The organism is Haemophilus parainfluenzae ATCC 33392 (assembly GCF_031191205.1).
Classification (GTDB): Bacteria; Pseudomonadota; Gammaproteobacteria; order Enterobacterales; family Pasteurellaceae; genus Haemophilus_D; species Haemophilus_D parainfluenzae.
Genome location: NZ_CP133470.1, coordinates 1,574,196 through 1,586,193, shown reverse-complemented (window position 1 = coordinate 1,586,193; position 11,998 = coordinate 1,574,196). Strand labels below are relative to the sequence as shown.

Below are 11,998 nucleotides of genomic sequence, written 5' to 3'. Positions count from 1 at the left end.
AATCTTTATATAAGTTAAATTATAACGGATTTATGCAAACCAATTTATCTTTTTATAAATTGAGATGTTTTTGCAATTCCTGAACTGAAGTGCGGTAAATTTTGGCAAGGTTTTCAAAGGTCATCAGTTCACTTTTTTCGCCTTGTTGAAAACCAAATTCTTGATCGAGCATTGCAATATTTTCGGCTAAATAGACCGCTTGTTGTGGATTGTGAGTGGTAATTAGTAAGGCAATGTTTTGATGCTGTAATTGCTTAATTTTTTCCAACACCCGAATTTGGTTACCGAAATCAAGACTGGCTGTTGGTTCGTCCATAATCAACAATTTCGCCTGTTGTGCAATGGCTCGGGCGATGAGCACGAGTTGTTTTTCGCCCCCACTGAGTTCATGGTAATAACGTTTAGCAAGGTGGGTTATTTGTAATTCCGCTAAAGCCGCAAGAGCAAGATCTTTATCTTCGGCTTTTGGGGTTTGATACCATTTTAGATATGCAGAACGTCCCATCAACACCATATCTTGCACCAGAAAAGGAAAAAGTTGCGCGTGTGCTTGCGGCACATAAGCAATTTCGCGCGCTAATTCAGCGGCAGAATATGTAGCAAGCGGTCGATTTTGAAAGAGAATTTGCCCATTAAGTGCAGGTTGCAAACCTAGTAAGGTTTTTAAGAAAGTACTTTTCCCCGCCCCATTGGCACCAAGTAAACAGCAAATTTGCTGAGGTTTTAATGCAAAATTGATCCTGTCTAGCAGAGGCTTACTGCCATAGCCAATCGTCAGTTGTTGCGTTTCAATTAAATTCATTTTCGCCCTCTCAACAATAAATAGAGGAAAAATGGGGCACCACAAGCAGAAGTTAAAATCCCGATGGGAAGTTCAATGCTTGCAACCGTGCGGGCGAGTGTGTCGGTGAGAAGTAAAAAACTCGCACCAAGTAACAACGATGTTGGCAGCAATAAAATGAAATTGGCGCCCACTAATAATCGTGCAATATGGGGCACAAGCAAACCGACCCAGCCAATAATCCCCGTAATGGAGACCGCACTTGCTGTGCAAAGTGTGGTAAAAATGATCAAAATATAACGCGTACGTTGGATAGGAATACCGAGGCTTTTAGCCTCATCTTCTTCTAAAGCGAGCAGATTTAAGCGCCAACGCAATAAGAAAAGTGGCAGAATGCCGAGTATTAAAATAGGGGTAAGTTGACTTAATTCTTTCACGCCAACAGCCGTGAAACTACCTAATAACCAAAAGGTAATCGAAGGTAATTGGGTGAAAGGATCAGCTAAAATTTTTAACAGTGAAATGCCTGCGCCAAGTAATGAACCGATAGCAATCCCTGAAAGCACTAAGACCAAAATGGGATCTAGATTACGGCTTCTTGATGCAACCATCGAAACACATAACACCGCCAAGATACCGCCACTAAAGGCAAAAAGCTGCACATAAAACATCGGTAAATTGTAGAAAATCGCCAATGATGCACCAAGTCCCGCACCGCTTGAAACCCCTAAGATATCAGGAGAAACCAACGGATTTTTAAACATCCCTTGATAAGTCGCACCTGCGGCGGCTAATGCGGCACCGACTAAACAGGCGACAAAAATACGCGGGGTACGAATATGCCAAAGTACTGTTTCAACAGAAGAAGGCGTTTGGCATTCCGTTTCAAATACACAGCGAATCGCTTGCCCTAGTTGAAGGGGAGAAATCGGAAATCGCCCCACATTCAACGAAAGCAAAATGGTGCCGACTAATAAAATCACTAACGAAGTGAAAAAGAGTTTGGGATTACGTTGAATAAAATACGGCATAACTATTTCACATCATGTAGCAATTGAGTCGCTTGCTCTGGGGTTAATTCAATCTGATAGAACACGTGATAAAACGTTTGCACTTCTTTTGTAAATTCAGTCATAGGTTTACCGCTAACTAAATGCGAGACCCAACGCACCCCAAGCAAACGGTTCACACTAGGTGGCGAATCTAACCAACCAAATGGATTATTCGGGATTAAAAAAACGTGTCCATTTTTTACCGCACTTAACTGTTGCCATTGCGGATTCTCTTTTAAGGTTTGCAAAAACTCTGGGTATTGGCTAAAAATTACATCAGGATTCCATAATAAAAGCTGCTCCATCGAAACCTGCGTAAGCCCTTTATGATCGCCTTCTACCACATTTTTTAAACCCACGATTTCAATGGCTTCTGTATGAATAGAGCCTTTTTGTCCTGTTTGTAAGCCATCTGCACTACGAGCTAAATAGAAGGTTTTGGTCAATTTAGAGGCATTTTCGACCGCTTGTTTAAGGGTTTCTTCGGCATACTTCGCTTGAGGTTCTGTAAGATTTTCTACGCCTAACACTTTCCCTAAATAACGCAAAGTAGTGGGTGTTTCACTGAGTTTGCCGTCTAGCAGCAAATAAGGTACACCTGTTTGGTCAAAAGTCCGTTTTGCTTGATCGATATAGTTTGGGGTAACATTGCCTTCATCAATAATTAAATTCGGTTGTAATGCCACAATTTTCTCTGGCGAGAGCGTACTGCCTTTTCCGGCAATTTTTCCCAAGGTTGGTAGAGATTGTTGTGCTACAGGAAACAATTTTCCACGTTTTTCCATATTAAATCCCGCCAATCCCAGTAATTTATTGGGCGCACTTGAAAGGAGCAACACATCAGCCGGATTACCTGCACTTAATACTTTTTCAATTTTAGCTGGCGGAGGTAATTCCCCCGCCAAATAAGCGATTTCTTCTGTTGCAAATACGCTGGTTGATACACAAAGCGCAAGTGCAATACCTATCCATTTTTTCATATTCTTCCCTCTTTTAGCGATTTAAAATGAGATGACTTTATTTTAACGCTATATATTTTTTAACATAGTAAATAAATTTTGGTAGAATGTCATCGTTATGTTTTTTATTATATAACATTTATTATTCATAGCTAAAGGTGAAAAAATGAAATGGGATGTGATTTATAAGTTTTGCTTGCTTTCTATGCTCATTGCAGGATTGGTAGGCATCTTGTTCAGCGGCTTAGGGATCTACTTTCAGTGGCCCATTCAAGGCATCTTTCAGTGGCATTTAGGTTCGGCGTTACTGCTTATTTTGGGCGTGGTTTTACACTTCTTTAATCGAAAAAATAAAGCGGTCAAAATTGTGCAACAATTTACCGATTTAGTGACACATAATCGCTATCCCACCTATTGCAATTTAGATCGTTTGATTATGACGTTTGAGCACTTTTCAATTCTGCAAATTGCAGAGCAACTTCAGCTCAACCCTTCGATTTTATTCTCCGAATTAGCTAACGGAAAAATAAACTTCAGCGATGCTAACCGCACTTTGCGAGAAAATTTCCCTCATAATGATGAAAAAATTTTCGCCGCGATCACCATTGCATTGAAGTTACGCTTCAACCCTAACCTAAAAGGATGTTCCAATGGAAAAGAAACTGCTTTGCATCGCCATTAGTTTGGCTTGCTTGCCTGCTTATGCCGAAAATGTATTTACCCTTGGTCAAATTGAAGTCATCGGTGAAAAATCGAGTGATCTCAGCACCGCTCGTATTGACCAGGCTGAATTACAAAAAAATAACCAAGATCGGGTGTCTGATGTAGCAAAAAGCACATCGGGAGTGTTTGTCGAACATGGCGGCGCACGCAACGAATACAATTTATTAGTACGTGGTTTTAATGCTCACCGCGTACCAGTATTTATGGATGGTATTCCGGTTTATGTCCCTTATGATGGCGAAATGGACTTAGGTCGTTTTACCACCTTTGATTTATCTCGTATTGATATTTCTAAAGGCGCAAGCTCTGTGCTTTATGGCGCAAATACGATGGGTGGTGCCGTGAATTTAATTTCTAAAAAACCAACTCAACCTTTCGAAGGTTCTATTGGCTATGGCTTTTCACATGGTAAAAGTGGTGGTACAGCAACCAATAAAACAGATTTTGATTTAGGCACTAAACAAGAACTATTTTATGCGCAAGTAAGTGGTTCTTTTATTGAAAAACAAGGCTTACAACTTTCTCATCATTATCAACAAATCAATCCCAAAGGCGATGATGGTGGTCGAGCAGAAAATTCTAAACAACGTGATAAAAGATTAAGTTTGAAAGTCGCTTATACGCCAAATGAGCATGATGAATACGCACTGGCGTTCTCTACACAAAAAGGCACCAAAGAATCACCATTCTATTCTGGCGCTGATAGTTTTGAACGCTATTGGCGCTGGCCGATGTGGGACAAAGACAGTATCTATTTCCTTTCCCATACTGAATTTGGCGCCCATCATCTCACATTAAACACGAAGGCATTTTATGACACCTTTAAAAATGACCTACGTGCTTTTGATGATGCAACATTCAGCACTCAAAAGAAAAAATCAAGCTTTAATAGCTATTACCGTGATTATTCCTACGGTGCAGGCTTTGATTTAGGTGGCGATTTAACCTCCAAAGACCACTTAAAATTCTCTACCCTCATTAAATATGACGTGCATCGCGAACATAATGATGATGAACCGACCGCAGTAGATAAAGATCGTACCTACAGCTTTGGTTTAGAAAATACTCATCGTTTTAATGAGCAAACCTCTCTGATTACAGGCATCAGCTACGACAAACGTGATTCACACCGTGCAGAGAAATTTGAAAAACAATGTGCATCAACTCACCAAAAAAATGCGATTTGTCCGTTTGATATCGGTAATAAACACGCCTTTAATTATCAAATCAAATTTGCCCATCATTTCTCTGAACATGATGAATTTGCGCTAAGTTTTGCGAAGAAAACACGTTTTGCCACAATGAAAGAACGTTATTCTCGCCGATTTGGTCGTACTGAGCCGAATCCATTCTTAAGCCCAGAAACCGCTTACCATTACGAAGCTAGTTATATGCATACCTTTGGCGATTGGTTAAGAGTGGATAGCGCACTTTTCTATTCTGAAGTAAAAGATGCCATTGAAGAAGTCGCGATTAGCAAAAAACTCAATCAATATCAAAATGTAGGCAAAGAAGCCTTTAAAGGTGCTGAATTAGCCGTGAATCTTTTTGCAACAGATAATTTAACGTTAGGGGCAAACTACACCTATACGCATGCAAAAAATAAAACCCAAGATACCATTGTGAAGAATGTGCCAAAACATAAATTCTTTGCATTTGTTGATTGGAAAATATTACCAAACCTTTCACTTTATGTGAGCCAAGAAGCGGAACATGGCCGTTATTATTTAGATGGCGGTGAAACCGTGAAGCTCTCTGGTTTTGGAAACAGCAATGCGAAATTAATCTATGAACCGGTTTCAGGATTAAGTTTAGAAGCGGGTGTATCGAACCTCTTTGATAAAAACTACTACTATCAAGCAGGTTTCCCAGAAGAAGGACGCGTTTATTTCGGCAATATCCGATATAAATTCTAAAATAAAAAACGGGCAACTTGTGAAACAGGTTGCCCGTTGTTTTTATAAAGTTATTAGTCCTTCAGCGCTTTGATTTTCTCAATCACGTTTGTGGTTGAACAGCCATTTTCGAAATTCAATACACGAACATCACCGCCATTTGCCCACACTTCTTTACTGCCAGCAATCTCTTCAGGTTTATAATCACCGCCTTTCACCAATAAATCCGGTAAAATCTCACCAATTAAACGTTGTGGCGTGTCTTCATCAAAAGAAACGACCCAATCTACTGACGCTAAACCTGCCAATACTGCCATACGTGCATTCAGATTGTTAATTGGACGACTTTCACCTTTTAAGCGTTTAACTGAGCCATCTGTATTCACGGCAACAATTAAACGATCACCAAGTTTACGAGCATTTTCTAAATAAGATACATGACCAGGGTGAAGAATGTCGAAACAACCGTTTGTCATCACGATTTTCTCACCGCGCGCTTTAGCATGATCGACCGCCATTTTTAATTGGCTTTCTGACATAATACCGAAGCCGGTTTCAGAACGACCATGGATCGCATTCTCTAACTCCACAGTAGAAACCGTTGATGTACCCAATTTACCGACCACAATACCTGCCGCCACATTAGCTAAATAGCAAGATTCTTCAAAAGAACGTCCATCTGCAAGTGCGGTTGCTAGAACACTGATTACCGTATCGCCCGCACCTGTTACATCGAATACTTCTTTGGCAACGGTTGGTAAGTGGAATGGCTCTTGATTTGGACGAAGTAGTGTCATGCCTTTTTCAGAACGGGTCACTAAAAGTGCGGTCAATTCAATGTCTGAAATTAATTTTAAACCTTTCTCAATGATTTCTTCTTCAGAATCACACTTACCTACCACCGCTTCAAATTCTGACATATTTGGTGTAAGTAAAGTGGCGCCTCGATAACGCTCAAAATCTGTGCCTTTTGGATCGATCAACACCGGTACATTCGCTTTGCGTGCAATTTGGATCATTTTTTGCACATCTTTTAACGTGCCTTTACCATAATCTGAAAGCACTAACGCACCAAAGTTTTTCACTTCCGCGTCTAATTTCGCAAGCAACTCATGACATTCCACATTTTGGAAATCTTCTTCAAAATCCAAACGAAGTAATTGTTGATGACGAGACAAAATACGTAATTTCGTAATAGTTGGGTGAGTATTCAATGCTACAAAATTACAGTCAATTTTTTGATGTTGTAATAAATTGGTTAAGGCTGTGCCTGTTTCATCTTGACCAATTAAACCTAAAATTTGCACAGGGACATTAAGAGAAGCAATATTCATTGCCACGTTTGCTGCACCACCTGCACGCTCTTCATTATCTTGCACACGAACCACAGGAACCGGTGCTTCCGGTGAAATACGATTAGTTGCACCAAACCAGTAACGGTCAATCATAACATCGCCTAACACTAATACTTTTGCTTGATTAAAATTGGCAGAATATTGAGCCATTTTGAAATCTCTCTGTTGGAATAATAAAAATTTGGCGCAATTTTACCACAACTCAAATTTGCGATAAACTACACGCCGAACTAACCAGAAAAGAATTATGAAAAACGAAAAACTCCCTCAATTTCAACCGCACTTTCTAGCCCCTAAATACTGGGGATTTTGGCTTGGTGTGACGATTTGGCGAAGCCTTTTGTTACTTCCCTATCCAATTCTACGTCATATCGGCAATGGCTTAGGCTGGCTTTTCTCAAAATTAAAAGTGGGAAAACGTCGTGCCGCGATTGCTCGCCGAAACCTTGAACTCTGCTTCCCAGAAATGCCTGAGCAAGAACGTGAAGCCATTTTGCAAGAGAACTTACGTGCTGTTGGAATGGCAATTATTGAAACCGGCATGGCATGGTTTTGGTCTGATGCGCGCATTAAAAAATGGTCAAAAATTGAAGGATTAAATTATTTAAAAGAAAATGCCCAAGACGGCATTATCTTTGTTGGTGTCCATTTTCTTACGCTTGAATTAGGCGCGCGTATTGTGGGATTACATCATCCTGGCGTAGGCGTTTATCGTCCCAATGACAATCCCGTACTGGATTGGTTGCAAATTAAAGGTCGTTTACGTTCAAACAAAGATATGCTGAACCGAAAAGATCTGCGTGGTATGCTCAAAGCCTTACGTAAAGGTGAAACCATTTGGTATGCGCCCGATCACGATTACGGCAGAAAAAATGCGGTATTTGTGCCTTTCTTTGCTGTACAAGAAGCGGCTACCACAACAGGTAGTTATTATCTGCTTAAATCAGCACCAAATTGTAAAGTCGTCCCTTTTGCCCCATTGCGTAACAAAGACGGCTCAGGCTATACAGTCAGTATTTCACCACCCGTGGATTTTTCCGATCTTTCGGATGAAACGGCAATCGCTGCAAGAATGAATAAAGTTGTGGAAAAAGAAATCTTAAAAGGTGTGGAACAATACATGTGGCTACACCGCCGATTTAAAACGCGCCAAACCGAAGATGAGCCAAGTTTGTATTCATAAGTGCGGTTGATTTTTCATCTATTTTCGAACACAAAAACGACATATCGAAAAATAAGGAAAATTTTCCTTATTTTTTTCTTGATCTTTATATAATTAAATATATAATGAATCTCGTTTTAGATAGTAAACTTGTTTTATTACAAACACACTACTGGCTAGTGCATTCCCCCCACTCCTTTTGCACTAGCCATTTTTTTTTAAATCCCTTACCATATCTCACCTTTTTCTTTTCTCTCAAAAATGATGAACAATCTAGAACTTGAACGTTTACTAAACGAAAAACTTAGCACAGACAGAATAAATGATTACGCCCCTAACGGTTTGCAAGTAGAAGGCAAATCAGAGATCAAAAAGATCATCACGGGTGTCACCGCAAGCCAAGCTTTGATTGATTATGCCGTTGCACAACAAGCTGATGCGATTCTTGTCCACCACGGCTATTTTTGGAAAAGTGAAAATCCATGTATTCGTGGTATGAAAGGCAAACGCATCAAAACCTTACTTGTGAATGACATCAATTTATACGGCTACCATTTACCCTTAGATGTTCACCCTGAATTAGGCAACAACGCAAAACTTGCTCAGTTATTAGGGATTAGCGATCTTCAACCTTTAGAAAATAGCGCAACCAGCATTCCTGTTTGGGGAACGTTAAAAGATCCTGTTACCGCTGAAGAATTTGCACAACGTATTGAACAAGTGCTGCATCGTAAACCGTTAATTTGCACGGAAAATGGACCGCACTTAATCCGTAAAGTAAGCATTTGTACCGGTGGCGGACAAGGCTATATTGATTTAGCGGCAGCACAAGGTTGTAATGCCTTTATTACCGGCGAGGTTTCGGAGCAAACAATTCATTCTGCTCGTGAGCAAGGTATTCATTTCTTTGCGGCTGGTCACCATGCAACAGAACGCTACGGCATTAAAGCATTAGGTGAATGGTTAGCAGCTGAATATGGCTTAGATGTAGAATTTAAAGATATTGATAATCCCGCCTAACTGGTACAAAGTGTGATTGATTGCCGAAAGCACACAAAACAAGTATAATCTCGTCGATTTTTTTAACTCAAACATAGGAAAAAATATGGGTTTCTTAACTGGTAAACGTATTTTAGTAACAGGTCTTGCAAGCAACCGTTCTATTGCTTACGGGATTGCAAAAGCAATGAAAGAACAAGGCGCTGAACTTGCTTTCACTTATTTAAACGATAAATTACAACCGCGCGTAGAAGAATTTGCAAAAGAATTTGATTCTGACATCGTCCTTCCTTTAGACGTAGCGACCGATGAAAGCATCCAAAATTGCTTTGCAGAATTAAGCAAACGTTGGGAAAAATTTGATGGTTTCGTACACGCTATTGCATTCGCACCAGGCGATCAATTAGATGGTGACTACGTAAACGCAGCAACTCGTGAAGGCTACCGTATCGCTCACGACATCAGTGCATTCAGCTTCGTTGCTATGGCACAAGCGGCACGTCCTTACTTAAATCCAAATGCAGCATTATTAACCCTTTCTTACTTAGGTGCAGAGCGCGCAATTCCTAACTACAACGTGATGTGTTTAGCGAAAGCATCTCTTGAAGCAGCAACTCGCGTAATGGCAGCTGACTTAGGTAAAGAAGGTATTCGTGTGAATGCAATTTCTGCAGGTCCAATCCGTACTTTAGCGGCATCAGGTATTAAAAACTTCAAGAAAATGCTTGCTACATTCGAGAAAACAGCAGCATTACGCCGCACTGTTACTATCGAAGATGTGGGTAACTCAGCAGCATTCTTATGCTCAGATTTAGCATCTGGTATTACCGGTGAAATCGTTCACGTAGATGCAGGTTTCAGCATCACTGCAATGGGCGAATTAGGCGAAGAATAATTTTTCGTACAATCTATTTTTAGGCAGGCTTTTCAGTCTGCCTTTTCTCTTTTTTTAAATATAACTATGTTCCAAGATAATCCACTACTCGCACAACTTAAGCAACAAATCCACGATAGCAAAGAACACGTTGAAGGCGTGGTAAAAAGTACTGATAAAGCTTATGGTTTTTTAGAGTGCGATAAAAAAAGCTACTTTATTGCCCCTCCTGCAATGAAAAAAGTGATGCATGGTGACAAAATCAAAGCCACCATTGAAAAGCAAGGCGATAAAGAGCAAGCTGAACCTGAAGAATTAATTGAGCCAATGCTCACGCGCTTTATTGCCAAAGTGCGGTTCAATAAAGACAAGAAATTGCAAGTTTTGGTTGATCATCCAAGTATCAACCAACCCATTGGTGCGCAACAAGCTAAATCCGTCAAAGAAGAATTACAAGAAGGCGACTGGGTCGTCGCAAATTTGAAAACGCACCCATTACGTGATGATCGCTTTTTCTATGCTACTATCAATCAATTTATCTGCCGTGCTGACGATGAATTAGCCCCTTGGTGGGTCACGCTGGCACGTCATGAACAATCTCGTCATCCTGTGCAAGGTGCAGAAAGTTATGAGATGTTAGATCAACAAACACGTGAAGATCTGACCGCACTTCATTTTGTCACCATTGACTCTGAAAGCACTCAGGATATGGATGATGCCCTTTATATCGAACCTATCGAGCAAAATGGTACACAAAGCGGCTGGCGATTAGTCGTTGCCATTGCTGATCCAACAGCTTACATTGCATTAGATTCACAAATTGAAAAAGACGCTAAACAGCGTTGTTTCACCAATTATTTGCCTGGCTTCAACATTCCTATGTTGCCTCGTGAATTATCTGATGAATTATGTTCATTAATGGCAAATGAAACTCGTCCTGCATTAGTGTGTTACATTGAAACAGATCTTGCGGGTAATATCACGGCGAAACCACGTTTTGTGTCCGCTTATGTACAATCTAAAGCAAAATTAGCCTATAACAAGATTTCAGATTATTTAGAACAAGTACCGGATGCATGGCAACCGGAAACACCTGAAATTGCCCAGCAAATTGATTGGTTACATCAATTTACTCAAGCACGTATTCAATGGCGTAAAACCCATTCCTTGTTATTTAAAGAGAAACCAGACTACTCTTTTATTCTCGCTGAAAATGGCAAAGTGAAAGAAATTAAAGCGGAATATCGCCGTATTGCAAATCAAATCGTGGAAGAATCCATGATCATTGCCAACATTTGTGCCGCCCAATTCTTAGCGGAGCATGCTAAAACCGGTATTTTCAATACACACACTGGTTTTGATAAAAAATTCTTAGAAAATGCACATAATTTCTTAATGGCAAATTTAGCCAATGAAGAAAATCAAGCTGAACTTGCTGAACGTTATTCGGTAGAAAATTTGGCAACCTTAAAAGGTTATTGCCAAATGCGTCATGATATTGAACCGATTGAAGGTGACTATTTAGAATTCCGTTTACGTCGTTATTTAACCTTTGCGGAATTTAAATCAGAACTTGCTCCACATTTTGGGCTTGGATTAGAAGGTTATGCGACCTGGACATCGCCTATCCGTAAATATTCCGATATGGTGAACCATCGTTTAATTAAAGCCGTGCTCACACAGCAAGCTTGTGAAAAACCACAAGATGAAGTCCTTGCTCGCTTACAAGAAGCCCGTCGTCAAAATCGCTTGGTCGAACGTGATATCGCAGATTGGTTATATTGTCGCTATCTTGCTGACAAAGTCGCTGAAAATGCTGAATTTGATGCAGAGGTACAAGATGTGATGCGTGGTGGTTTACGTGTTCAATTATTAGAAAATGGTGCATCCATGTTCGTACCAGCTTCCACGTTGCATCCAAATAAAGATGAAATGCAAGTGAATGCTGATGAATTAGCGCTGTATATTCAAGGGGAGCGCCGTTACAAAATCGGTGATTTAGTGAAAGTAAAACTCACCGAAGTACGAGAAGAAACTCGCAGTATTGTCGGTCAATTAATCATTTAATAACCACTTCCCTCTATCTAGAAATACCGCTCGTTACACAACAGGCGGTATTTTTTTATAGAACCTAAGTTATAAAAATATTTTGTACGTCTATAGTATTAAATAAAAGGATTATTGGGATATATTGAAGA

At 40.1% G+C, this 11,998-nt stretch carries 10 protein-coding genes; 6 read left to right on the top strand and 4 right to left on the bottom strand.

What is annotated here, in order from left to right:
* Positions 1-52: 52 nt before the first annotated feature.
* The 3 genes from RDV53_RS07750 to RDV53_RS07740 are packed head-to-tail and all read right to left on the bottom strand — an operon-like array spanning position 53 to position 2,813.
* Complete coding sequence (locus RDV53_RS07750) at positions 53-802, bottom strand: ABC transporter ATP-binding protein (RefSeq protein ID WP_005695774.1); 750 nt, start codon at positions 800-802, stop codon at positions 53-55.
* Complete coding sequence (locus RDV53_RS07745) at positions 799-1,812, bottom strand: FecCD family ABC transporter permease (protein WP_005695773.1); 1,014 nt, start codon at positions 1,810-1,812, stop codon at positions 799-801. The genes RDV53_RS07750 and RDV53_RS07745 overlap by 4 nt, the downstream gene beginning before the upstream one ends.
* A gap of 2 nt (positions 1,813-1,814) precedes the next feature.
* Positions 1,815-2,813 carry an iron ABC transporter substrate-binding protein gene (locus tag RDV53_RS07740; RefSeq protein ID WP_005695772.1) on the bottom strand — a complete coding sequence of 333 codons (999 nt, stop codon included), beginning with the start codon at positions 2,811-2,813 and terminating at the stop codon, positions 1,815-1,817.
* 145 nt (positions 2,814-2,958) lie between these two features.
* Between RDV53_RS07740 and RDV53_RS07735 the strand changes: the two genes are divergently transcribed.
* Positions 2,959-3,474, top strand: a complete 516-nt coding sequence (locus RDV53_RS07735) for a hypothetical protein (protein WP_005695771.1) — start codon at positions 2,959-2,961, stop codon at positions 3,472-3,474.
* On the top strand, positions 3,443-5,431 hold the full coding sequence (locus RDV53_RS07730; RefSeq protein ID WP_005695770.1) for a TonB-dependent receptor plug domain-containing protein: 1,989 nt from the start codon (positions 3,443-3,445) through the stop codon (positions 5,429-5,431). The genes RDV53_RS07735 and RDV53_RS07730 overlap by 32 nt, the downstream gene beginning before the upstream one ends.
* 53 nt (positions 5,432-5,484) lie before the next feature.
* On the opposite strand, the gene hldE is transcribed toward RDV53_RS07730, so the two are convergent.
* Positions 5,485-6,915, bottom strand: coding sequence for a bifunctional D-glycero-beta-D-manno-heptose-7-phosphate kinase/D-glycero-beta-D-manno-heptose 1-phosphate adenylyltransferase HldE (hldE, locus tag RDV53_RS07725; protein WP_005695769.1), 1,431 nt, complete (start codon positions 6,913-6,915; stop codon positions 5,485-5,487).
* Positions 6,916-7,012: 97 nt separating this feature from the next.
* Between hldE and RDV53_RS07720 the strand changes: the two genes are divergently transcribed.
* The 4 genes from RDV53_RS07720 (at position 7,013) to rnb (ending at position 11,867) form a co-directional block, all read left to right on the top strand.
* Positions 7,013-7,948, top strand: coding sequence for a Kdo(2)-lipid IV(A) acyltransferase (locus RDV53_RS07720; protein ID WP_005695768.1), 936 nt, complete (start codon positions 7,013-7,015; stop codon positions 7,946-7,948).
* Between the two features lie 243 nt (positions 7,949-8,191).
* Positions 8,192-8,947 carry a Nif3-like dinuclear metal center hexameric protein gene (locus tag RDV53_RS07715; protein WP_032822579.1) on the top strand — a complete coding sequence of 252 codons (756 nt, stop codon included), beginning with the start codon at positions 8,192-8,194 and terminating at the stop codon, positions 8,945-8,947.
* A gap of 85 nt (positions 8,948-9,032) precedes the next feature.
* A complete protein-coding gene (locus RDV53_RS07710) occupies positions 9,033-9,821 on the top strand; it encodes an SDR family oxidoreductase (RefSeq protein WP_005698769.1) in 789 nt (262 codons plus the stop codon).
* Between the two features lie 66 nt (positions 9,822-9,887).
* On the top strand, positions 9,888-11,867 hold the full coding sequence (gene rnb / locus RDV53_RS07705) for an exoribonuclease II (protein WP_005695765.1): 1,980 nt from the start codon (positions 9,888-9,890) through the stop codon (positions 11,865-11,867).
* Positions 11,868-11,998 lie beyond the last annotated feature (131 nt).

What these genes read in the sequence shown, in the direction of transcription:
- RDV53_RS07750 (WP_005695774.1), bottom strand. Translation starts at nt 802, where the DNA reads ATGAATTTAATTGAAACGCAACAACTGACGATTGGCTATGGCAGTAAG.
- RDV53_RS07745 (WP_005695773.1), bottom strand. Translation starts at nt 1,812, where the DNA reads ATGCCGTATTTTATTCAACGTAATCCCAAACTCTTTTTCACTTCGTTA.
- RDV53_RS07740 (WP_005695772.1), bottom strand. Translation starts at nt 2,813, where the DNA reads ATGAAAAAATGGATAGGTATTGCACTTGCGCTTTGTGTATCAACCAGC.
- RDV53_RS07735 (WP_005695771.1), top strand. Translation starts at nt 2,959, where the DNA reads ATGAAATGGGATGTGATTTATAAGTTTTGCTTGCTTTCTATGCTCATT.
- RDV53_RS07730 (WP_005695770.1), top strand. Translation starts at nt 3,443, where the DNA reads ATGGAAAAGAAACTGCTTTGCATCGCCATTAGTTTGGCTTGCTTGCCT.
- hldE (WP_005695769.1), bottom strand. Translation starts at nt 6,915, where the DNA reads ATGGCTCAATATTCTGCCAATTTTAATCAAGCAAAAGTATTAGTGTTA.
- RDV53_RS07720 (WP_005695768.1), top strand. Translation starts at nt 7,013, where the DNA reads ATGAAAAACGAAAAACTCCCTCAATTTCAACCGCACTTTCTAGCCCCT.
- RDV53_RS07715 (WP_032822579.1), top strand. Translation starts at nt 8,192, where the DNA reads ATGAACAATCTAGAACTTGAACGTTTACTAAACGAAAAACTTAGCACA.
- RDV53_RS07710 (WP_005698769.1), top strand. Translation starts at nt 9,033, where the DNA reads ATGGGTTTCTTAACTGGTAAACGTATTTTAGTAACAGGTCTTGCAAGC.
- rnb (WP_005695765.1), top strand. Translation starts at nt 9,888, where the DNA reads ATGTTCCAAGATAATCCACTACTCGCACAACTTAAGCAACAAATCCAC.